This window comes from Bacterioplanoides sp., assembly GCF_965219715.1.
Classification (GTDB): Bacteria; Pseudomonadota; Gammaproteobacteria; order Pseudomonadales; family Oceanobacteraceae; genus Bacterioplanoides.
The window spans coordinates 386,258-408,870 of record NZ_OZ244785.1 but is presented as its reverse complement, the minus strand read 5'-3'; the positions used below and the strand labels follow the sequence as shown (position 1 = coordinate 408,870).

At 47.4% G+C, this 22,613-nt stretch carries 25 protein-coding genes; 6 read left to right on the top strand and 19 right to left on the bottom strand.

All coding sequences use genetic code 11. From position 1 onward, the window contains the following. Window positions 1-80: 80 nt before the first annotated feature. The 10 genes from ACOQOZ_RS02380 to ACOQOZ_RS02335 all read right to left on the bottom strand — a co-directional run bounded on the left by ACOQOZ_RS02380 (window position 81) and on the right by ACOQOZ_RS02335 (window position 8,249). A complete protein-coding gene (locus tag ACOQOZ_RS02380; protein ID WP_420590688.1) occupies window positions 81-494 on the bottom strand; it encodes a hypothetical protein in 414 nt (137 codons plus the stop codon). Window positions 495-596: 102 nt separating this feature from the next. Beyond that, on the bottom strand, window positions 597-1,526 hold the full coding sequence (locus ACOQOZ_RS02375) for a putative phage abortive infection protein (RefSeq protein ID WP_420590687.1): 930 nt from the start codon (window positions 1,524-1,526) through the stop codon (window positions 597-599). A gap of 93 nt (window positions 1,527-1,619) precedes the next feature. Beyond that, entirely contained in the window at window positions 1,620-2,885 is a 1,266-nt protein-coding gene (locus ACOQOZ_RS02370) for a hypothetical protein (protein ID WP_420590686.1), read from the bottom strand. Between the two features lie 491 nt (window positions 2,886-3,376). Beyond that, entirely contained in the window at window positions 3,377-4,006 is a 630-nt protein-coding gene (locus tag ACOQOZ_RS02365; protein ID WP_420590685.1) for a class I SAM-dependent methyltransferase, read from the bottom strand. Window positions 4,007-4,074: 68 nt separating this feature from the next. Continuing rightward, on the bottom strand, window positions 4,075-4,500 hold the full coding sequence (locus ACOQOZ_RS02360) for a DUF4288 domain-containing protein (protein WP_420590684.1): 426 nt from the start codon (window positions 4,498-4,500) through the stop codon (window positions 4,075-4,077). Next, a complete protein-coding gene (locus ACOQOZ_RS02355; RefSeq protein ID WP_420590683.1) occupies window positions 4,497-5,126 on the bottom strand; it encodes a hypothetical protein in 630 nt (209 codons plus the stop codon). The genes ACOQOZ_RS02360 and ACOQOZ_RS02355 overlap by 4 nt, the downstream gene beginning before the upstream one ends. A gap of 24 nt (window positions 5,127-5,150) precedes the next feature. Beyond that, window positions 5,151-6,185, bottom strand: a complete 1,035-nt coding sequence (locus ACOQOZ_RS02350; protein WP_420590682.1) for an asparaginase — start codon at window positions 6,183-6,185, stop codon at window positions 5,151-5,153. Window positions 6,186-6,327: 142 nt separating this feature from the next. Beyond that, window positions 6,328-6,741 carry a hypothetical protein gene (locus ACOQOZ_RS02345; RefSeq protein WP_420590681.1) on the bottom strand — a complete coding sequence of 138 codons (414 nt, stop codon included), beginning with the start codon at window positions 6,739-6,741 and terminating at the stop codon, window positions 6,328-6,330. Between the two features lie 102 nt (window positions 6,742-6,843). Further along, window positions 6,844-7,680 (bottom strand): DODA-type extradiol aromatic ring-opening family dioxygenase, encoded by an 837-nt coding sequence (locus ACOQOZ_RS02340; RefSeq protein ID WP_420590680.1) that lies wholly within the window; start codon window positions 7,678-7,680, stop codon window positions 6,844-6,846. Window positions 7,681-7,787: 107 nt separating this feature from the next. Further along, window positions 7,788-8,249, bottom strand: coding sequence for a DoxX family protein (locus ACOQOZ_RS02335; protein ID WP_420590679.1), 462 nt, complete (start codon window positions 8,247-8,249; stop codon window positions 7,788-7,790). A gap of 174 nt (window positions 8,250-8,423) precedes the next feature. Between ACOQOZ_RS02335 and ACOQOZ_RS02330 the strand changes: the two genes are divergently transcribed. Together ACOQOZ_RS02330 and ACOQOZ_RS02325 are read left to right on the top strand one after the other, a co-directional pair. Then, window positions 8,424-9,308 (top strand): LysR substrate-binding domain-containing protein, encoded by an 885-nt coding sequence (locus ACOQOZ_RS02330; RefSeq protein ID WP_420590678.1) that lies wholly within the window; start codon window positions 8,424-8,426, stop codon window positions 9,306-9,308. Window positions 9,309-9,426: 118 nt separating this feature from the next. Next, on the top strand, window positions 9,427-9,762 hold the full coding sequence (locus tag ACOQOZ_RS02325; protein WP_420590677.1) for a zinc ribbon domain-containing protein YjdM: 336 nt from the start codon (window positions 9,427-9,429) through the stop codon (window positions 9,760-9,762). A 101-nt stretch (window positions 9,763-9,863) separates the two neighbouring features. Here ACOQOZ_RS02325 and ACOQOZ_RS02320 read toward each other — a convergent pair whose 3' ends face one another. Further along, window positions 9,864-10,496 carry an MBL fold metallo-hydrolase gene (locus ACOQOZ_RS02320; RefSeq protein ID WP_420590676.1) on the bottom strand — a complete coding sequence of 211 codons (633 nt, stop codon included), beginning with the start codon at window positions 10,494-10,496 and terminating at the stop codon, window positions 9,864-9,866. A gap of 77 nt (window positions 10,497-10,573) precedes the next feature. Between ACOQOZ_RS02320 and soxR the strand changes: the two genes are divergently transcribed. After that, window positions 10,574-11,086 carry a redox-sensitive transcriptional activator SoxR gene (gene soxR, locus ACOQOZ_RS02315; RefSeq protein WP_420590675.1) on the top strand — a complete coding sequence of 171 codons (513 nt, stop codon included), beginning with the start codon at window positions 10,574-10,576 and terminating at the stop codon, window positions 11,084-11,086. Window positions 11,087-11,172: 86 nt separating this feature from the next. Continuing rightward, window positions 11,173-11,538 (top strand): STAS/SEC14 domain-containing protein, encoded by a 366-nt coding sequence (locus tag ACOQOZ_RS02310; RefSeq protein ID WP_420590674.1) that lies wholly within the window; start codon window positions 11,173-11,175, stop codon window positions 11,536-11,538. A 144-nt stretch (window positions 11,539-11,682) separates the two neighbouring features. Here the strand turns inward: ACOQOZ_RS02310 and ACOQOZ_RS02305 are convergent, their stop codons facing one another. The 7 genes from ACOQOZ_RS02305 to ACOQOZ_RS02275 form a co-directional block, all read right to left on the bottom strand. Then, window positions 11,683-12,312, bottom strand: coding sequence for a CatA-like O-acetyltransferase (locus tag ACOQOZ_RS02305; RefSeq protein WP_420590673.1), 630 nt, complete (start codon window positions 12,310-12,312; stop codon window positions 11,683-11,685). Between the two features lie 50 nt (window positions 12,313-12,362). Continuing rightward, window positions 12,363-12,632: a hypothetical protein gene (locus ACOQOZ_RS02300; protein ID WP_420590672.1), complete on the bottom strand. Its 270-nt coding sequence runs from the start codon at window positions 12,630-12,632 to the stop codon at window positions 12,363-12,365. A 2-nt stretch (window positions 12,633-12,634) separates the two neighbouring features. Further along, entirely contained in the window at window positions 12,635-13,357 is a 723-nt protein-coding gene (locus ACOQOZ_RS02295) for a hypothetical protein (protein WP_420590671.1), read from the bottom strand. A gap of 29 nt (window positions 13,358-13,386) precedes the next feature. Next, entirely contained in the window at window positions 13,387-16,224 is a 2,838-nt protein-coding gene (locus ACOQOZ_RS02290) for a hypothetical protein (RefSeq protein ID WP_420590670.1), read from the bottom strand. Between the two features lie 167 nt (window positions 16,225-16,391). Next, on the bottom strand, window positions 16,392-17,621 hold the full coding sequence (gene nhaD / locus ACOQOZ_RS02285) for a sodium:proton antiporter NhaD (RefSeq protein WP_420590669.1): 1,230 nt from the start codon (window positions 17,619-17,621) through the stop codon (window positions 16,392-16,394). A gap of 146 nt (window positions 17,622-17,767) precedes the next feature. Then, entirely contained in the window at window positions 17,768-18,379 is a 612-nt protein-coding gene (locus ACOQOZ_RS02280; protein ID WP_420590668.1) for a MarC family protein, read from the bottom strand. A 223-nt stretch (window positions 18,380-18,602) separates the two neighbouring features. After that, window positions 18,603-18,908 (bottom strand): HdeA/HdeB family chaperone, encoded by a 306-nt coding sequence (locus tag ACOQOZ_RS02275; protein ID WP_420590667.1) that lies wholly within the window; start codon window positions 18,906-18,908, stop codon window positions 18,603-18,605. Window positions 18,909-19,111: 203 nt separating this feature from the next. On the opposite strand from ACOQOZ_RS02275, the gene ACOQOZ_RS02270 reads away from it, so the two are divergent. Both ACOQOZ_RS02270 and ACOQOZ_RS02265 read left to right on the top strand, forming a co-directional pair. After that, complete coding sequence (locus ACOQOZ_RS02270; RefSeq protein ID WP_420590666.1) at window positions 19,112-19,771, top strand: Crp/Fnr family transcriptional regulator; 660 nt, start codon at window positions 19,112-19,114, stop codon at window positions 19,769-19,771. A gap of 160 nt (window positions 19,772-19,931) precedes the next feature. Then, window positions 19,932-20,708, top strand: a complete 777-nt coding sequence (locus ACOQOZ_RS02265; RefSeq protein WP_420590665.1) for an SDR family NAD(P)-dependent oxidoreductase — start codon at window positions 19,932-19,934, stop codon at window positions 20,706-20,708. Between the two features lie 87 nt (window positions 20,709-20,795). On the opposite strand, the gene ACOQOZ_RS02260 is transcribed toward ACOQOZ_RS02265, so the two are convergent. Beyond that, window positions 20,796-22,526 (bottom strand): endonuclease/exonuclease/phosphatase family protein, encoded by a 1,731-nt coding sequence (locus ACOQOZ_RS02260; protein ID WP_420590664.1) that lies wholly within the window; start codon window positions 22,524-22,526, stop codon window positions 20,796-20,798. Window positions 22,527-22,613 lie beyond the last annotated feature (87 nt).

Here is a 22,613-nt window from a genome sequence, read left to right as displayed (position 1 = left end):
ACAGCTTTCTCTTAGAGCGGTCAAATCCCGAAATTATAAAATGGGAAGATCAGAATGATATTAAGTGGCCTTGTTATCTTTCACATTGAAGGCCCATCTATTTGCACTAAATTAACGCCTTCAATCTCGCGCAGAGCCGACAATACCTCATTAACTACTCCGGTGTATTCATCTGTGTCCCCTGCGCCAGGATGATATTGAAAGGCATCGAAAACCACCCTTTTTTCATGCACTCGAAATCCAATCCGAATTGCACTATTCCCACCTGATGAGTAATAAAGCATAACACCTTCAGGCATGGTTTTAGTCATTCTGTCTTCTAGACCATGGTTATTCAATATGGGCTCAATAGTACTTTTAATATTGTTTGTGATGACTTTGATGCTTTCCTTCGCTGGAGCGTCCATTAGAGCAAAATGCTTGTTGCTATAGGTTGTGCAGCCTGCGAAGACAAGTGAAATCAGAAGTACGGTACTTTGTGCTAATTTTCTCATTTCGTTCCCTGAAGATAACACCTGCAATAGCCGACAGACCGCACGAAGCGTGGGCTGTCCGGCGAAGGCCACAACGTGGCCGTAAAGAGGTTGATTGCCTTGCTAGGCATTTTCTTTCCAATTGCCTATTTCATCTTCTTCGTATGATATCTCGAAGTAATCTGATGGATTATACCCGTCACAATAATCATGAGGTAGGTTTGTCAACAACTCGTACTCTGTAATATAACCTCTTTCCTTCCATTTCTTACCGAATCTTGAAAGTAAGTTGAAAAATAGTATGTACAACTCTGGGTTCGAAAGCTGTGCCCTATATATTTTTATCAAATCCTTTTTCTCTTGCTGAGATAGGTATTTATCTCCATCGACCATCTTTACTGCGTTATACATGTTGCGAAAATAGCTGCTTAATTCAGTTTGGTTCGTACGACCTAGTTTTAATTTGTCGTTATTATTGACCTTTTCTAACATAGCCTCTGCAATTACAGCGCCGCCAGCATGACTAGATAGTTTCCCCTGTATAAATTCAATCCATGTTTCACTTTGACCATAGAAAAAGCACATGTATGCGATATCGACTTTAGCGGCTGGCGATAGGTTTAAAGAAAGCTCCAGATCAACCTCATTGACAGCTTGCAAAAGCCTCTTGAACTGAATTTTATAAACCACAAATGCTCTTCTTCCTTCCTCAACTACATCCTTCTTCTCTACTTCAAGACTCGCTACTCTTATACCTCTGACGTTTTCAGTATGATAGTCGAGCATCTTAAAGAAATGGTCTTTCGCGTTGTTTTTCGAAGCTTCTATATATTGAGATGATATTGTGTATATCAGAAGTAGAACACTCAAAATCGAGAACATCGTCCCGATAAATCCTCCAAAGAAATCACCAAATTTTGAAGCCAGATCAACATCAATCTTAAAACCAGTATTGAAATAGACCTCGTTAAATACAACTAGAGGAGTAATTGCCAGAAGTGAAATTCCAAAGAGCACACAAACGACTTTTAAGATGAAATTCAACCTAACCATATTTCTCTGTCTTTAATGTGCCTAACGCCGCGCTCTGCGGCAAATTTGGAGCGCAGCGGAAAATTTTTCCGACAGCAGCGCTTTGTTAAGTGCTTATTTTTCGTGCGCATGAGCCAGTATATCCTGTGCTTTGAGCAACACATATGCAGGCTTATGTAATTGACTATCGACATCCGATTCATGACCTGATTTGTGTCCGATAAGAAGCTGTAATATTGGCAGCAGGCCTCCAACTCCTGGTAATACTTGATCTGTTGCAACACCATATGCCGATAGGCCGAGGCCCAAGAGCCCATAGGTAACTTTCCAATATTTGGCTGAATGCTTTTGAGTTCGTTGCAACTCTACTCTGACTTGCTCAGCCTGTTCCCTCAGCTCCATTATTTGATCTCTAGACGATTTTCCACTTGAAGCAGAACCGGACATTATTTGAAATAGTTTTTCCCTGAATAGCGGCAAAGCCTCACTAGCTTCTTCTCTCAGCTCCAAAATCTGTGCTGGGCTAAGAGAGCTTACCCAAGGAATAGAGAATTCTCTTTCATTATCCAATAACTGTAGCGCGGAATGATTTACGAACCGCCCCTCGCTTTGTAACAAGCCAGCCAGACCTATTCTTGAATTTGAAATAACGGAACCGCCAGTGAAAGAAGCCTCACGCGCAGTCCAGAAAATTGACCTAATTTGCTCTGCTGTCCATGCTCGCGCGAAATCCATTTTCTTGGGTTTCTTTTGATTAAACCCCGTGAGCTTCATAGAGGGGTAAACACATGATCCAACATCTGCCACAAAGCCACCATACGTTTTTTCCAAGTTGAACTCTGCTTTAAATTCATTTGCTATTACTTCGGTTGTTTCTTCAATTCTTGAGTAGAACTCATCGGCGCAGGAAGAACACGTGACCGCCCAAGGAGTTCTGAATTTTATAATTCCCTTAGCAACCAATGGAAACAAAGTGAACAAGACCATAAAGTCTTCAAGCATGTAGTCCAACTTGTCATTTGTGGGCCGACCAAAATCAATAAACCTTTCCGTCAAAAGATCTGTCATCCATACTCGATCAGAAATCAATCCCATGCTTCGTGATATTCTTTCAGCAGTTGCGACTCTGCAGGGGAGTTCCTCACAACCGGCACCTGTCAATAAATCCATGGCGCCATGAAGGTGGACTTCAAAATTATTATGTGAATCTATATCTCTTCCATGCTCTGCCTGATAATAAAAATAACCTTCGGATTGATCTCTCAGCTCCTTTAGCATCCCTTTTAATGTTTTTCGCATATCGGACCAAGACTCTTTTCCTGCTAGTTCTTGGTACAACATTATTAAAGCTGGAGGAACATGAGACATTCCCTCAATCATATTATTCTCTCCTGCTAGACACTTAACATTTTAATAGTCGGACCTTGTAAGGTACGCAACCTTACAAGCACGAAGGCTTTATTATGTATCGACGCAGTAAGAAGTGCCAGCAACTTAGCGCAAGAGCTGCCGCTTCCGTTGCAGCTCGCGAACATAAACGCTTACAGGCAGTTTCGGAAAATGAAGTTGAGCTGGATTAGCCAGATCTACGAAAAAGGATTGAGATTACTAAATTTGACTGTACCGAACCAAAGACAACAGTCATTGAGCTTTACCAGTCCGACCGAATGGATTGTTACCGGGTGATAGTCAACGGCAAGTTATGGAAGAGACGCACCGACATGAGTCGGATTATGGAAGGCATCCGCAAAGCAATGCCAAGAAGAATGCGATTTTCATAAAAAGACGCCTCTGTTCAGCCAAACAGTATTTAAAGAATCAAAAGCAAAACTGCTGGAGACAACGATTACAGAGTGCGGAATAGCCGACCCTCAGCCGCCCTTCTGCACCACCATATACCCGTGATTCTCCGGATACTGATCGTACTCAAGATGACGAACCACACCACCCGCCGCCATCACAGTCTCTAAAAACCCATTTACGCCCAGCGACGAATAATAAACCTCTGGCCCCATCACACAGTTACTGTGCTCACCCTCTTCATCAAGCGCACCAAAAGAAAAGATAAATACACCGCCAGGGTTGAGCGCGCCCACCAGCTTGGTAATTGACGAGGCTTGCTGCGCCAGCGGCACATGCCAGATGCTGTCCCAGGCGCTGATAAAGTCGTACTGACAAGGCAATTGCCACTGGCAAATATCCTGATGATAAAAGCGAAACTGCGGGTGTTTCTCCTGAGCCAATCGAATCATCTCGGCTGAAACATCGACACCTTCAACGTCATAACCCTGCTCAGCCAGATGCTTCATAAAACGCCCGGTATGGCCGCAGCCCACGTCCAGCGCTTTTCGTGAAACACTTCCTTCGGCATCCCAATCGTTATAAGAGAGAAACTGTAATGCCCGGTTTAGCTGGTCAATGCCGTTATCCATTGGAAAGACATCGTCGTTCCAGCACTCGGTGATTTTATCGTAGGCTTTACCGGTTTGTTTAGGAGTCATGATAGATCCTTCCATAATAGAGCCACACGACTCAATTGAACTGCTGAATTCAACACTATGATTCTTTACTATCGAAAACCAGCCAACTCAGAATTAAGGAAATTCAACCTTAGATTTTGTTCATTTTCGTGTGCGACACCCAACACATTGTCGCCAAGCTGTTCATCAGACATGGTTCTTGGAATCAAATACGTGTTTGAAAAAACTTCGATATTGGCAGGCACAGAGTCAAACGGCTCAAAAGCAACTGATTCACCGGTAAAATACCAACTCACCTGCTGCCCGAAGGGGTTTATAAAACTATCGGAAGCATATTCTTCTGCTTCCCGTTCGGCTCTTTTTGTCGCTTCATCAAAGGAACGAGCCTTAATCGTTACAATCCGTTCTTCGACCATATCAAATTCATCGGAATAACCTTCAGCCTGAGAATGAGCAACACCGGATGTTTTCGTACGATAGAGCGTTTTTACAGCGTATACCTTCCATTCACTCATGCTTCTGCTTCCAACTGATCTTGCTGACCTAACCGATACAAATACACCGGCGATTGATAGAAGTCTTTTGATTTAACGGTTTCCTCAGGCTGTAAGCCAGGCAAAGCAAAGTTATTGCTGATTAAAAATTGTTCACCAGAAGCAGAACTCTTTCCGCCCTGCTCTTCCTGCAATTTATCACTGATGGCTTGCATCGCACCCGGATATAAATAACACACTAAAACAGGTGCCTTGGTTAAATCCTGCTTGAGAAAATTCTTGCGCAAAACCTGCACATTATTCAGCCGATATAAACGAACCAATAACAGAGACACCAACCAGGGTAACCAGGAGATTTCATAGCCAATAATCTGATACTGCGGATAACGCCGTGCCAGAACGATTAACAGATTGCCCCAGCCGGTGCCAAGCTCGACTATTTCCCCATTGTCCGGAGCTGTTTCTGACCGTTCAAAAGAACACTGAAAGGCTACTGCTTTATCAAGCAATGGCAACATAGCATCTCGCGCCGCCCGGGAGCTGGGCATCGGAGAAATACCCGCCACTAAAGTGCTCCAGACAATTGAGCCTGCCGCCAGAAATACCAGCAGCAAAACAACTAACAGAGCGATTTCGGTGGCAGACATTGATCAGCTCTCTCTGTATTGCAATTACACTTCCCAGCCAGACAACAAGACTCGAATATCAGACTGACTTTTACCAGACGACAACGCCAGCAACGCAAATACGTATAAAAAGTGCGTCTGAAGATCGCGATACAACACACCGCCGGAGGCAGTTAACGCATGGGTGCTGCCATACGGTGTGCTGATGTGTTTGCCAGGGAAAGAGCCCAGCAGGAACAAGGTATCTCCTGCTGTTTCTTCGATATGCTCGATAATATCGGAATATTCTTCACCAAACGGTCCGGTGCCACTGTGGTACAGCTGCAACACCACCACGTCTTTACCGGCGGAAACCGCCCGCAATAAGTCTTTATCAATACCCGGATATAAATGCAGATAGGCAATTTTTTTCTGCGCTGTTGCAACGGCCGTTTTGGTGGGCAAACCCGTATCGTTAATGATGGGCTGCGGCGGTGCCGTAACCGATGCATCAAACGCCAGGCCTGCTTTTGGGCAATAACGTGTGACAACATTGTCGTACACCGAATTAAAGACTTCCTCGTCAAAGCCCATCGGTTTTACATCAATGCCGTTGAGGATTTTAGCTTCACTGTTATTGGCATCCGAACGGAAAGCAACATAAACACCGCTTTCTGGTCGATCCGCCGCTGCAAATTCCAGCGACGACAACAGACTTAACGCGGTATCCGATACCGGATGATCCGGCGATAAAAATGCGCCGGTAAAGCAGACTTTTTTACTCCAGAGATGGCTGAAGGCGACCGCCGCCGCAACGGTGTAGGCTTTGGTATCCGTGCCGTGAGTCACCACAATGCCATCACAGTCGCTGTTGCAGCCATCTTCAATGCTGTTCAGCACCTCAATCCAATCAGCCGGGCTAAGCACTTCGGAGTTTTTGTTGATTGGTGACACCACCTCAACCTCGAAGCCCAGCTTTTGTTTCACCGCTTCAATTTCTTCGGCGATTTTACTGGCGCTTGCTTCAACAGCAACGTGATCGGACTTCAGGATGGAACCGATGGTGCCACCGGTCGTAATAACAAGGATTTTCTTCTTCAACTATTTTCCAACCGCTTAAACAGCAACTCTGACAATGGCTGCCAACGCTATCACCGGGCTGCTATGCAGGCAAGTTATGCCTGATAGCGCTCCGATAAATAGAAGAGAAGATGGTAAGACCGAATGGAAAATTCAAAAATAATCAGACCTGAGGGTTGTTGCGGTAAGTCTTAAAGGCATAAACAAAGAACACTGCAAACAACAGATCATTTAAACCGTAAATCGAGTAGAACACGCCGGTCAGCCAGTCATCAGCGTAGATATCCGGCAAGGTATCCCAGTTACCGGCCATCCAGATTAACCACACCACCACGTACAATACTTTTTCTGCCGCAAATACCGCTGCCAACCATTGCACCGCGTTGTCCTTAATACGAGACGCCGCGATATAAGCCAGCCCCCACAACACAATACAGATCAGACCAAAGGTCGACATCACCGTTGGATCGTATTGCGACACAGTGCTATCGGTAAAAAACCGGCTGACGGTTAAAATACCAACAATATTGGCTAAGCCCGCAACTACAAAACCTGCCGACAGCATGGATAGTTTCATTTTTGATCTCCTGTTTTTTTAACACCACGTTATACATCGTGTTTGATGATTTTCAGCCGCCATCTTAGCGAGATCAGTACTGATTAAGTAGGTGCAATCCCGTCAACCAAAACGATAGGCATCCATCGCAATCGTCTGATAACTAAATGATTGGTGAACTTGCTCAGCATTGATCACTCCCCCGCCATTTTCGAAATTAACACCGGCACCCGCAGCAACCAGCAATGGTAAAAAATGCTCTGGCGTTGGATGAGCAAAACGAAATTCCGCGGTATCAAATAATTCGGCGATTGCGTCGATATTTCCGTCATTTAATAAAACCCGGATACCTTCAGCAAAATCCAATGCCCAATCTGGTGGCTCAGCACCCTCGCGACCCAGAATACTGAGGTTATGAGTAATGGCACCGGAGCCTATAATGGCAATCCCCTGTTCACGCAGCGACGCCAATGACTTTCCTAAAGCCAGGGTGGCTTGTGGCGTTTCTTCCGCCGGTAATGAAATATTTACGACAGGAATATCAGCCTCTTTATCCAGCACCGCTAACGGCACCCAGCTGCCGTGATCAACCGGACGATCAACCTGCTCGACCAGCCAACCACCTTGTTCAAGGCTATGAATCACCGCATGCCTTACATCCACATGGCTATGAATATCGTATTGATACTGGTGCAGCTCCGGACCAAAGCCACCAAAATCGTATTGAATGCCTGGCCGATCATTGCGCTCCAGTAGCACCCGATTGTTTTGGCTGCCAAGCTGATGGTGGTGTTCTCGGCGTTGATGCTGCTGCCAGTGTGCAGACACCATCACAATACCTTTCAGACTGTTATCCGCACGTAACTTCTCACCTAACTGACGCAAGAACTGATGGGCCGCAATCGGTTTCACCACCAGGTCCGGCGCGCCGTGAGAAATAAAATAACTGCTCTGTTTCATCTCTATTCCTCCAAAATATCAGGGGTGATACCCAGCCTTAATACATACACTTTAAAATTGATCGATCCCGGCGTTATTAGCCGCCGGGATAAATCGGTTTTCTGGCCTTAGCGGTTACCGGGAATGGGGGCGGCAAATCGACCGTTACCGAGAAAGATCAGCGCCAGCGACGCCATAATTAAGAACGCCGAATATTCCCAGCCGCCGCCTTCGTTGGAAAACGCCCAACCTTTATCGCCATGCACCAGCACAATACTTCCCACCAGCAATGGAATTAATCCGGCTGCCACCAGCTGCACACGAAAGCCAATAATCAATAACAAACCACCAATAACTTCTGCCGCAATAGCAGCGTAACCAAACCAGCCAGGCACTCCTAAAGATGCGAAAAACCCGGCGGTGCCAGCCGGAGTAAATACCAGCAGTTTTAACAAGCCATGGGCCAGGAACATTACACCCAACGCCAGACGCAGAATCAGTGCTGCGGTTTCGGGGTTGCTTTGAATAACCTGAGATGGGGTTTGAATAAGCTGAGGTGAGTTCTGAATAGCTGATTGTTGGTTCGCCATAGCGGCCTCCTGAAAGATCAAAAAATCGGTTAAATGATGTGTTCAACAGCGTGTTGTTTACTGCATGAATTCAGTATGAGATCCAGACCAACCATTAACAATATTCAACATTGCTGATAGATTGTATTCATATCGTTTACAGTGATTGATTTTCAGATGGACAGAATCACCTGCATGCAGGCCTTTGTGGCCGTTGCCAATGACAACAGTTTTTCCGCCGCCGCCCGCTCATTAGGCATCTCCAAGGTGCTGGTGAGCAAATACGTCGGCCAGCTGGAAGATGAGTTAGGAGTGCGCCTGTTGCATCGCACCACCCGTAAGGTCAGCCTGACTACGACCGGTGAGGCGTATCTCGAACCCTGTGCAGCCTTGATTGAAGAGTTTGAGTTATTGCAGGGCTCGGTGCAGGAGCTGAATCACAGCCCGCGCGGACGTTTACGCATCAGCGCTCCGGCGACCTACGGTGAAATGCAGCTATTACCCATCGTCGAGCGTTTCAATCAACAATATCCGGATATCGCCATTGAACTGGACCTGACCGACCGCTATGTCGATCTGGTGGAAGAAGGTTACGACCTGGCGGTACGTATCGGTCAGCTGGAAGATTCCAGCTTAATTGCCCGGCGTATCTGCGATATGCCCAGCTGGCTTTGCGCCAGTCCGGAGTATTTGCAGCAACACGGAAAACCCGCACATCCAAGCGAGCTGCAACATCATCAATTACTGGTCGATTCGAATTACCGCGGCGGCAAACAATGGCAACTGCTTCATGCGGATCAGGGAACCGAAATGGTGACGGTTAACGCCTCATTGCGCATCAACAGTGCCCGGGCAATTCGCGATTTAATGCTGCAGCATAAAGGCATTGGCAGCTGTCCTGAATTTGCGGTTGAACAGCAATTACGTGACGGTAGCCTGGTGGCTGCGATAGAAGGCTGGCACCCGCCAACTACGGCCTTATATGTGATGTACCCTAATCGCCGCCATTTATCCGCCAAGGTAAGACTGTTTATTGAGACACTGCAGCAGGCCTGCAACCCGTCGGAGCCTGACAGCTAACAGTCTTTAGCGAAAACCGTACCCCAAAGTAAACAAGCAGTATCCCGCAACTATTCTGTGGCTATTTCGGGTATACTGCGCGCCCTGTTGAATATCCATCCGTTTAAAGAGCACGTTTATGTCTTTACCTCCATGCCCGAAATGCGAATCTGAGTACGTTTACCAGGACCAGGATCTGTTGATCTGCCCGGAGTGTGCCAACGAGTGGAACCCGAACGAAGAGCCGGAAAACGACGAGCCTACTGCTAAAGATGCTAACGGCACCCTGCTTCAAGCGGGCGATAAAGTAACAGCCGCCAAAGACCTGAAAGTCAAAGGCAGCTCCCAGGTCATTAAAGTCGGCACCAAGGCGGTGATCCGTCGTATCGTTGATGCCAAAGACCACGAGCTGGACTGCAAAGTCGATGGCGTGGGAGAAATGATGGTGACCGCGAAGTTTGTGAAAAAAGCCTGATCCCTCAAGCCCGCTAAAAGGCCAGGCCAAAGATCTTAAAAAGCCACGCCAATATCTTAAAAGCCACCCAAGCGGGTGGCTTTTTGTTTTTCAGCAGTCACTCAGCGTTCTAATTGCTCTATTGCAGCGTCAACAACCGCTGGCCAGTCATCGCTTTTCATTTCTGCCAGACCCTGGTCACCAACAAAACCACTGCTCATCACCAGTTGCGGCCTTAAATCCCTTAATTGCTTCAGGCTGGTTTTCAGATCTTCGGCACTTCCGCCGGCACTGCTTACTACCAGCGTACTCCACTGGCCATTCCACAGAAAAATGGTATCGCCAGTAAACAGGTAATGGTCACCAAAAGGAGATTCGTAATAAAAACAAAGGCTGCCATCGGTATGACCCGGAGTTGCGAGGATCTGAATACCATAAAAATCACCACTATCGGCTTCGGTTACAACTTCAGCACGTGCGTACTTGGCTACCGATACCAACTCTTTCTCCGAACAGAATAATCGCGACTGAAACTGTTGCTGAATTCGTGCCAGAGAGGGAGTTGCTTCATCCCGGTGAGTGACAAGCTGAGCATCGATTCCACCCAGTGCTGTTATCTGTTCCAGCTCCGAAGGGTCAGCAGTGTTGTAAATTAGCAGGTTGCCCTGCTCCGTTTGCAGATAATAAGCGTGGCTGCTGAGCATGCCGGACTGATAGCAGGAAGTCTGCCAAAGATCTGGGCGAAGTTGTTTCATAGCTGCCACCAATATTGCTGTTTGACCGGTCGCATGCTAAAACCTCAAGTAAACCTGAGGTCAAAGGCTTTTTGTTTATGTCTACCAAACATGCCGATTTATCGGTGGGCGAGCTAGCACAACGTGCCGGTGTTGCGGTCTCCGCCCTGCATTTCTACGAACAGAAAGGCCTGATCCGCTCCTGGCGGAACAGCAGCAATCACCGCCGCTACAGTCGCTCGACTCTGCGCCGAGTATCGATTATCAAAGCCGCACAGCGTTCGGGCATGTCGCTGCAAGACATCAGCCAGGCATTCTCAACTCTGCCCGACTACGAAAAGATCAGCCATGAAGACTGGCAGCAACTATCAAGCAGCTGGAAACAGGAAATCGACGAACGAATCGAACGCCTGACGTTGCTGCGTGACACGTTGAGTTATTGCATCGGCTGCGGTTGTTTGTCAGAAAAATACTGCGAAATGATCAACCCCGGAGACCGGCTTCAGAAACGTGGCGCCGGACCACATTTTCTTGAACCGGGCGAAGCGCAGCAGGTTAAACAGGAAATTCTGTCTGAGATCGATTTCAGCGACTGGGATGACGAAAACTGACTTTTCCTGAAACGGCGTGTTAGCCAGCTAACAGAACCTGACTGCATTCGCGCTTACATTGAAGCTCTGATACAGGAGCAATAACCATGATTGAGTTCTTACCGATCAGCCAGGGAAACTGCCTGGCATTTCGAATCAAAGACAGCGTGTCTGCCGAACAGGAACAACACTGGATTGATGAGCTGCAAGCCATTATCGATGAATGCGGTAAAGTCCGCCTGTTAATGATCCTTGATGACTCAGCTCATTGGGGAGTAAAAGCCGGCGTTAAAGACCTTAAGTTTGCTGTCACCCACGCCAACAAACTGGAAAAGCTGGCCATAGTTTCCAGCAGCAGCGTGATGAAATGGCTGGTTGGCGTAGACAGCTTTTTCGCTAAATTTATGAATATTGGCGAAAAACATTTCTCACCAGAACAACAGGCTGAAGCCTGGGAATGGTTGCAAAAATGATTTGATTGACCCGGAGTATTGGTCAGGCTGAGTTACTCCGCTCTTGGCTCCCATCATTGGGAGCCTTTTTTGTTTGGACACTGCCGGAAATTCGCCTAGCACCGAATTACTTTTTCGGCGGTGCTTGTTTCTATTATTGCCCTGCTATGATTGCTCTGCCATCAGCTCACTGAACTTATCAATAAACCTGGCCAGGTCGATGCCATCCACCAGCGCATGATGAGCATGAATGGAAAGTGGCATCTGACGCTTTCCATCAACAACCGTCATCTTACCCACTGAGATTTTCGGGCAGCTGTCTTTCCAGGCGAAGTTACGAGCATGGGACAGACCGGTAAATTTAACCCAGGGGATGGATGAGAAATGAATCGCATCAATACCTGAAGAGGTTAAGTCCAGCCCTTTACTTTGTTTCGCCGCTTCAATTTCTTTCTCTGCACGCTCAACAAAAGACTCAAAATCGCCGTCAAACGGAAAATGAGAAAACTGAAAAGTACCATCCGGCCGGTTAATAGTGGCAGAGCCATGAATCGTGTCGTAGCTGTAAACGTTACCGTCTTCAATGCGGTAACGCAGCGCTTCAACCGAATTCACCGCAATCAGCGCCTGGTGAAAATAGTATAGAAAGAAGGAAATATTGTTTTGCTTACAATGCTCATAAGCTGCTGTGCAATCGATCTCAACCGAAACACCGGTATAGGGTTCATCGAAGTTACTGAAGAACTCGAAGTGTTCTTTTCTGGCCCAGCTTTCCAGGTCTAATTTCGTTTTCATTAACGTTCTTTTACTGATATGGCACTCGCGCCATGATTAAATCGGATACATCAGGGCTTAAGCGCCCAGCCGCCATTATCAGGATGTCGCGTGATACGTACATGCTTTTTACAAATTTGTTCAACCTGATCGCTGGTCAGACTTGTCAGTCCTGCAATAACTTCTGAACTCAGCGCCTCCCCAGAGTGCTGCTCCAGTGCATCAATCACACTCCCCTCATCCATCTTTGCCTTAAGCAGTTTGCCCAGCCATACCTTCAGGCCAATCACAAACACCAACATACCAATAACGGCAATTGCAATAATCACTTCTAACGACATAGTCACTCTCCCCAGAGATGCCCGGAAACATTCTGCTGATAATCCGCAACGCTGTTGTAACTGCGGCTACCACCCGAGGCATAATAAAATTCATTGCGCGACAATTCGCGAATCGATAATTCTTCGTCACTGAATTCTGTCTGTAAATCAGCCCCCAGAGCAACCCATTTCTGCAATAACGATTCGTGCAGCAACCACATCCGGTTTTGGTCACCCAGGTCCAGATGGACCATTAGTCGTTCTTCCGGCTTTATCGTTGGCAAACGTAAATTGGCGCGCGCCGGAGTCAAAGCCTTATGAAAAGATAACGCGCTGTAACCCTGATGTTTTCCACCAGCGGCATCAGTCAACTGTGCCGCCCGACGGGTAATACCCAATAGTGGAGCAAAGGTCAGATTCTCCAGCAGATCATCCGCAAACATCCAGGAGTGCCGTCCCCAGCATCGGGAAATTGCCGGAATACGAAGTGGCTTGCCCTTCAGGAGAGCCTTTAATCTTTCAGGATCAGCAGCACTGCTGCCTTCTGCTTTAAATGACAGCGGCGATGACTGTTCAAGATACAATTGCGGAACATAGCGCTGATTCAGATCAGGCTGCCAGCTGAAGTCATACTCATTCAGATACGGGTAGTTTTCACCGTATTCCGGATGAACATCATAAACCTCTCCCGCCGATATCGGATGAAAAGGACGGTATTCGGATAACACACCGGTTTGATCTAACATAATTTTTCCTGCCACTTCCGATCGTGATGTTAAAGCTGAATCAGCGCTTGCTGTATCTGCGCCAGTGTTTCCCGCACACCTTCTCTGGCCGGGCGAGATAAATCCCGCAACTCCAGAACATTCAGATCGTCACGTGCAACCTCCCCACGGCGACAGGCCTGATCCAGATACAGGCGCAAAGCAATTTCATCACGTAATTTTGGCCCCCGGATCGGATGAAGCGTGAGGGCTTTGATCAATCGCAGCTGTCTGTCGCGATTATTCTCCATCCGAATTGCCGTTAACAACCGAGCCGCATAGGGACTCTGATTCTGCGTAACAAAGTCGTATTCTTTAGCGTCAACCAGATACTGGATTCTGCTGTGATAGTCGCTAAAGCTCAGCTCTCCGGCAATAAATAAGTCCAGCGCTTCGGCAATAAGCCCATCTGTTTTCAGGCCGGATTTATAGATATCAGCTAACTGACTTAACACCTCGTCCAACTGCTCGTTGGTTACGGCAGAATCCAGCACCACCAGGTTATTAACACCGAGATATTGTTCTGTTTTAAAATCGGCACCCGGTGCTTCCAACAGCAGCTCAAGGTAATCGTTCTGATAGCGCAGTACGGCATAACTGATTGAGCGTGGCGGCTGTTCTGCTCCGTGCCAACACGGATTGTTACGAGTGTTGTCGCTGATACGAATATCCAGATTCAAATCTTCGGGTAAATATTCGCCGCGATCGGCAAACAATATCTGTTTTTTATCGAACATTGCGGCAAACACATCATCGTCCATCAAACTTATTTGTTGATGAATGGCAGCAAAGGCATCACGCCATAAATCACTAACCGCAGGCTGATATTGCTCATCCGCTAACCAGACATCAAAATAAAAGCGTTGCTGATGAGGGACGAATAAACGACTGACACTCTGATCCAGCTTAAGGCGCGTTTCCTTATCACTGTTCAGATAATGCTGGATGTGTTGCTGATAACGCTCAGCATCACACTTAGCGTACAGGCGTTGCATGAACACAAAGCGATCTGACGGAGTCGCTTCAATATTCTCCAGAGAACGTTCAAATTCGTCTGCGGTATCCGAATCAACAAATCCACGGAAGCCATCGCGGTATAAACGTGAACACCAATCCAGCGTTTTTTGTGGCGCCAGCCTTAAAAAGAGTTCAAGCAGACGCGCGGCCGGAGCATACGAACATACCTGCAAACGGAAATATGCCGATACCAGCATCGGCGCAAACTTACTGTTCGAGTCCAGACATTCGTACGGCGGTTGAGCAACATCACGTCGACCTCGATAACTGCTCAGTTCCAGCCCATCCCGTAACTGTTTTACTGCGGTTTCCAGCAGCTCTACGTTACTGCCATCACTGTTTAACCAGGTTTCGATATCCTGATTCTCGCCGTCGTAATACTTCGATAATGACTTCAACGATTTGGAAATAAAATGCTCATCGAATAATTTTTGCGCAGACTGGTGATATTCGTAGTTAATACCATCGGCGTGATCATTGGCCAGCATAATCGCCACCAATAACAATTCGTGCGGCTTATGCTCAATATCCCACAGAGAAACGTCCGCAACAGCACGGGATTCAAGGCGTAATTCGCGAATAGCCTTCAGCTCATCATAGTCGGCGGTATAAAACCGTTTTAAACCACGAATGATGTTCTTCAGTGCTTTAGCCTGCTCTTCGCTGATACAGCCTTCTTCCACCTGCTCCGCTACCCGATAGCGCTGCCGATAGGCTTCGCGGCTGAGACATTGCTGTTCTTCAACCAATAATTCGAACATATCCGTTTCCGGTGTTTGCTGATCCAGCAAATGAAAAAAGATATCCAGCACACGCAAGAAGCAATCAACTCTGGATTGCCGCTCATGCTCATAGCCGCTGGCTTCAAGCAGTTCTTCAGACAGATCCTCGAGAACCTCGCGCAAATCATCGAGAATATCCGCTTGTTCAGACACTCCGCGCAAACAGGTATCCAGCTGGCGATAAAATTCAGGTGCATAATCTTGTGCGTGGGCGAATATCAGGACGCTATCCAGATCCAGCAGATGGTTTTGTTCGTATAACGACTCGCGGCCTTCTCCGGTGAGGACATAACGCCACAGCGCCTCGCCATTTGGCAGGTGAAAAATAAATGGCGCCAGCGGTTTCAGCCCACTCTGCATTGGCAACGGCCATAATTCATCCGCCATTTTCTGCCATTCCGGCACGGCTGCAGCGTTAATTTTCTGTCCGTCATTATGTGTTTTGGATTTATCACCAAAAATTGCCGCATCAATGCCCCGAGCAAGGCCGCGAACAATTCCCTGAGCAACCCCCTTCAGAAAGCCACCCTTATTTTGTTTTGCAGCAGATAGCTCAGCGGCTTGTTTCGCTTGCCAAAAATCAGGATAACCACTCAAGCCGGGCCAACGCTGTCGGTCGGTAAAATCGTTAATGGCAACACGGCTGGCATCGGCTGGTGATTCTATTAATCTCTGCAACTGTACCCAGCACCAGAATAATGTTTCCTGTGGTTCGCCGATCGGATTATGACGAAACACCGACACATAACCCTTGTATGCCTCTAATTGCGCTGCCAGTGCTTCGGCAAAAATACCAATGTCGCCATAATCACCATCCAGCGAGAAATAAAATAACCGATCCTGTTCTGTTTCCGATTCGATGGTCATAAAATCTTCGAGTTCCAGATCTGCGTCATAACTGCACTGATCCAGAATGCCACCGAACGCATCGCTATCCAGCGAGGTGCAAACGGATACAAAACAAGGGTCATCATAGTCGCCTAACTGACTCACCTGCTGTTGTAACTGAAGGGTGAGATTAATCGGGATAAGAAAATCGGGAATGGACATACTGCAACCTGAATACACTCGCCTGAGCGAAAATAGCAAAGGCTAATGATAACAAAAGCAACAGTAGTTACAGAGGTAAATAAGTGAGTTGTCAGTTACATTATGTAAATGACCGTCGCCTGTCGTGACGGTCATGGTCTGATTTCAACACCTAAGCAAAAATCACATCAGCCCAACAGCTGACGACTGAACATCACCATTACATAACCAACGCTGTAGGCAATTAACAGCAGCGGTGTGTACTTCAGATAATTCAGGAAGGTCAGCCCTTTCACCTTATTCATTGCCACCACACCGGCAGCGGAACCAATCGCCAGCATCGCACCACCCACACCAACGGAGAATGTCAGGCCCAGCCAGTCATCGGTGGACATATCAATGCCTGATTTCAGCAACGCCGACGTTAACGGTACGTTATCAAAAATCGCAGAAACGATACCCAACGAGTAATTTGCCGCCATCGGTGACCAGTGCTGGTAAATCAACAGAATCGAATCCAGCGCGCCAATTTCTTTGAGGATACCCACCAGCAATAACACCCCCAGGAAGAACAATAAGGTGTCGAATTCGATCTTGCGAATGTAATCAAGTACCGGTTCATTTTTATCAATAAACTGAGCCACCATAAACATCATCCCAAGACCGAACAAAAAGGTCAGCACCGGCGGCACAGCAAAAAATACATTGGCAAAAATAACCATCAGAATCGTCAGGAAGAACAAGCCGGTGATAATCCAGTCAACCCGATCAAGCTGAGTTTCCCGTTTTTCGATGACCAACTGCCCGGTAACACCAAAAGATAGCAACAGGCACAACACCATCACCGACACCAGTGACGGCAAAATCAGTCCCAATAAGTTGGTGATAGAAACCTTATCCGCCAGGAAAATCATCAGCGTGGTGACATCACCGGTAATCAGAGATACGCCACCGGCATTCACACCATAAACAATGGCCACGGCGTAACGGACTTTCAGTTTGGTAGATAACGCCAGGCTATTAATTAACGCCAGACTGACCAGGGTTGCGGTGATATTGTCGGCCAGAGAAGAGAATAAAAAGGCAAAGCCACCGATAAAAAACAGCAGTGTTTTTAACCCAATCTGGTGTGGCAACAACCAGGATGCCACGGTCTGAATCACCCCTTTCTCAGATAAATAGGCAACAAAAGTCATGGCTGCAAACAAGAACAGCCATAACGACGCGATATCCAGCAGATTTTCGTTAAAGGTGTGATGAACGGCATCACCCTGCTCACCATGGGTACCAATAAAATACACGAACCAGGCCAGGGTGCCGAAAAACAGCGTCGACTTGGCTTTATCGATATGGGTCAGATCTTCAAAAATAATCGAGAGAAAACCCAGAGCGGCAATTGCGATCAGTAGTTCGAACATAGAATGTATATTCCGGACGTTGGTAGCATCATGGTGGTTTGCCTGCGAAGAGCCGCTTGCAATAACAGCAGCTCCCGAAAAAGCGGCGCGAGGCTAACACAGAGTTTACACGCTTGATGTTAGCTGGCTAACAGACATTAGTCGCTTTATGCGCTACCGAACAGCTGCGCTGAGCGAATTCCCATAGTCAGCATTTCCATACCTATCACCGCAAGAATCAACCCCATCAGACGCGTAACGATGTCGAGGCCACTTTCTCCCACCAACGCAACAATACGCTGACCAAAAACGAAGAAAATAAAGGTGATAACACATAACACCGCAAAGGTAGCGATGGTTGTGAAGATTTCGCCACCGCCGGAGGCAGCAAAGTTCATCGATGTGGCAATGGTTCCCGGCCCGGCCAGAATCGGCAACGCCAGTGGCGAAATGGCCATATCCGAGCTGCCCTGGTCACTCTGATGAAGAGCTGAGCCTTCACCGTGCAACATGTGATAACCAATTATAAATACCAATATTCCACCGGTGATTCGCAGCGCCGGCAAGCTGATACCAAAGAAGTGGAAGATGCCTTTACCCGCCAGGGCAAACAAGGCAATGATAATAAATGCCACCAACAGAGACTTAAACGCAATCTGAATCTGTTTCTTGCGACTTTGCTGTGCCGTTAAACCAACAAAGATCGCGGTATTGGCAATGGGATTCATAATGGCGAAAAAGCCGAGAAAAATCGTAATAAAGTGATCAAACAAGCCCACGGCTGTTCCTTATTTATCTGCTGTCGGATTTATTCATCCGATACTATCAGGTTTTAGCCGCAGATCGAGGCGATTACTGATGAGAATCAACAGCCGCTCAAATCGCCACAACTGTCTGTACATAGCAGTTACTTGTACATAGCGACTAACTATATAAAGTAACCAGTTGCACATACCTGCATTGGTACGCAACGATCTCAGCGGCCTGACTGTTTTTTAGTGATTAATCCTCGTCATCAAACTTCTCAATCACATCAGCCACAACTTCATCCGGGTTCTGATAGCAATAGGTGTAGACACGCTCTACCGGCACCGAGACAAAATCTTCTTCGGTAATTTCATCAACAACCTCATCAGAATCCGAAAAACCTTCGATGTAATAAACCGCTGACGGTACATCTTCAAAATCCATTGCCACCAGACGATCACAGGTATAGCTGGAAACCACACTGATCTGCTCTTCGGTGTCGGCCATAGCCAAGGTGCTGCTGAGTGCCAGAACGGTTGGTAAAATCAGTTTTTTAATCATTTTTATAACTCCTCATAAGTGAGGTTGTTATGGTAATGACAGTGGTAAATACGACGTGTTAGCCAGCTAACAGTGCGGGTAAGCGAGCGTAAACAAAGGCGATTGAACGTCAGCTTAGCCGAGTCCTTTGTCAGCCCGCCAACATCGGCATCCAGGTTTTGCGTGGTATAATGGCGGCCTTTTTTGGCAAATAATTATAAATTATGTCTCACTGGCACCAGGCAACCTTAAATTGGATTGATACCCTACCCGATGACATTCTGGCGTATTTACGCAACGCTTCAGCGGTGCGCGAATATCCGCGCGGCAGTATGATTTTTGAGCCAGAACCGGAACCGGATACGGTTTACCTGCTTGAAAGTGGACGTATCCGCATTTACCGCAATTCCAGTCAGGGTGGCGAATTTACCTTCAGTTTTGTCGAACCGGGTTTTATTTTTGGTGAATTACCCATTCTGGAAAATATCGAGCGGCGTAACTTTGCTGAAGCGGTGGAGAAATCCAGCGTGATCAAAATTCCGAAAGAATCGTTTCTTTACAGCATGCACCACTCGCTAGAATTCAGTAATAACATCAGCCTGCAACTGGCTAAGCGCCTGACCGATGCCAAAGTGAATATCGAAGATCTGGTCTTTAAAGATGCAAAAAGCCGGGTAGCCCGTAAGTTAATCGAACTGTCGGTTAAGCCGCTGCTGCATCTGACCCACGCCGACGTCGCCAAGCTGACCGGTATTTCACGACCAACCGCCAGCATCGTGTTAGGCGAGCTGGAAGACGATCAGGTCATCGAGAAAAATAAAGGCGTGTTTACCATTAATGACCTGGCCAGCCTGAAAGCCATTGCTGCATCGGATATTCGCTGAACATGGCATAAAACGCGAATACACTGACCTTAAATAACCTTTGGTTACTTATGTAAACAAGGCACAATTCCGTTCATTCCTGACTGGCTGAAAATATCAGCCAGATCTCATCACTCACCGATTCTGACTTCAGAACAACAACATCAATGTGGAGCAAGATATGAGCTGGGCTTTGGTTACCGGAGCGTCATCCGGTATTGGTGCAGAGATCGCTGCGTCTCTGGCAAAACGAAAATACAACCTGGTTCTGGTTGCCCGACGTGAACCCCTGTTACGTCAGCTGGCGGAAAAATTACAGCAGCAGTATCAGGTGCAGGTATCGGTACAGGCCCTGGATATCACCTCCGAACAGGCGCGCAACGAATTAAAAGCTAACCTTGCAGCCGAACAAATTGAGCCGGAATTTTTGGTTAATAACGCTGGCATTGGTCAGGTTGGCCAGTTTGAAGACAACTCCATGGCCGACTATCAGCGTACGATTGATCTTAACTGTACCGCACTGACGGCTTTAATCTGCGACTACCTGCCCGCCATGCAACAGCGAAAGTCGGGATATATCCTCAACGTATCGTCGGTTTCCGGATTAATGCCGGGACCTAATCTGGCTATTTATCACGCCAGTAAAAATTACGTGCAGGCACTGTCGGAAGGTTTGTGGCAGGAAAACCGCAAAAAAGGCGTGGTTGTCACCGCCAGCTGTCCTGGTCCGACCGAATCCGAATTCCACCAACACGCGGGTTCCGATCAGATTGGTATGTTCAATCGCATTGCCTTAATGCCAGCATCCAAGGTTGCTGAACAAGCAGTGAATGCCTGCCTGAATGGTAAACGGGTTGTGGTGCATGGCCTGTTAAATCAGATCATGGGACTCAGTGGTAAATGGACACCCAAAGCGATTCTGTTACCAATTACGTCCTTGGTTATGAGCAGCAAATAATTGGTATTCTCTGAATATCAGCCATAAAAAAACCGGCCCTCATTAGGTATGAGGGCCGGTTTTTTTATGCTTTAAATAGCGTCTGAATTATGGACGAACCAGAGTAAAGGTTTCCCAGGAATCCGCTACCGAAGCACGGGCACTCAGACCAGCACCACCGGCGAAATCCGCTCGCAGGAACTTGCCGTTATCCGCTTTTAAAGCAATCTTACCGTTACCACGATCAACCAGTTCAAACTGTGCTGCTGCACCTTTGTCGTGGTTGCTCGCTTTCAGCGTACCTACCAGATAGGAATCCAGCTCAACGTAGTGACCATCGCGGGCACGCAGCAATACCTTACCGTTATCCGCCTGCTCTAATACAAAGCTTTCCCAGGTACCGATATTGTCGGAACCAGCAGAAATAAAGCTACCACCACCGCTCATTGCACGCACGTAATGACCATCATCGGTACGCAGGTGAACCACATCACCAAAATATGGGAATGGAGCACGGCTTACGCCAGTGGCATCAAACTTAAATTCACCACGTGCTGCATAGTGGTCAGAAATATCCCACTGGCCCCACAGCTTATCAATGGTAGAACGCGGCGCGATCACTTCCTGAGTTGCGCTGATCGGTTGCTGGTTGGCACGGCTAACCAGGGTGTAATCCAGGTATTCCAGATACGGCGCTTCCGCCCAGGCATTGGTGTCGGAATCGTAGCTCAGGTTATGACCTTTGTTGGTCGGCTCTTCGGCATTTAATACCGATTCCATGTAATCACGATCTTCCGGCAGGCCAATCTTATTAACGTTAAAGTCACCCGCCATAATCACTGCTTCATCCGCCGGAATATTCAGGCTACGGATATAGTCGCCCATTTCCTGCAGCTGAGCTTTACGTGCATTACGGTTGGCGTCGTCATCGGAAGATTGAGTGTGAGTGGCAAATACGTGATATGGCTTGCCCTGCTTTTGAATCTTAGCGTAAATCACACCGCGGGTAGCAGCACACTGAATGGCATTACAGGCGTCATAAATTTCCGCGCCTTCGATCTCAAATGGCCAGCGCGAAACAATACGGGTACCGGATTTCATTAACTTACCGGCTTTAAAAATTTCAGCCGACTGGTATGGATATTCCTTACTGAGCTCGCTCATCAGCTTGTTGCTTGGCGACAGATCGAACACTTCAGTTAATACCAATACGTCGTACCCTGACATCACTTCCGGCATCAGCCCCAGACGAGTATCAACTTTCTTAGAACCATAAATGGTGGTTGCCCAGACGTTATAGCTCAGGACATTTAACTCACCTGCACCACCCAGGGCTGGCTTCTGATCTTCTTCCTGAATCACATAACGAACATTACCGCCGTTACCCAAATCGCTGCCTTTAAATGCGATCTGAGCATTGTCGCCTGCCAGGCTTACCGGAAAGCGATGAATATTTTCGCCCGACTTGTCAGCAACATCCCAGCCATTGCCTTCTGCGGAGAAAGTTAATGCAGTACCGCGGGTTTGTTGCGTCAGCGTCAGATCGTAATCTGCAGAACTTAAACGGATATCTAAGTCAGTGTTTTTGTCACTGTCACGACCCAGTTTGGCTACAGTACGGGTCGCCAGAGGTGGAATCGTTGCAGATACCAGTTCAGCACGGGCATTACCCTGCAGGCTGACGGTCAGTGTATCCAGCGTGCTGTTGGTCAACTGAATTTCGGTATCCAGCTGAGTAGGTGCTGGCGGCTTAGACATCGCACCTGCAGCCACAGAAACGGACAACAGAGACGCTGACAACAGTGCTTTATTCAGCACGGAACGGGTGAGTATCGACATCTGACACACCTCTCCTTTGGTAATCATTCTTATTAGAAGCCCGAATTTATCTCAGAACTCAGAAAAGTGTTACTTTTTTATGACATA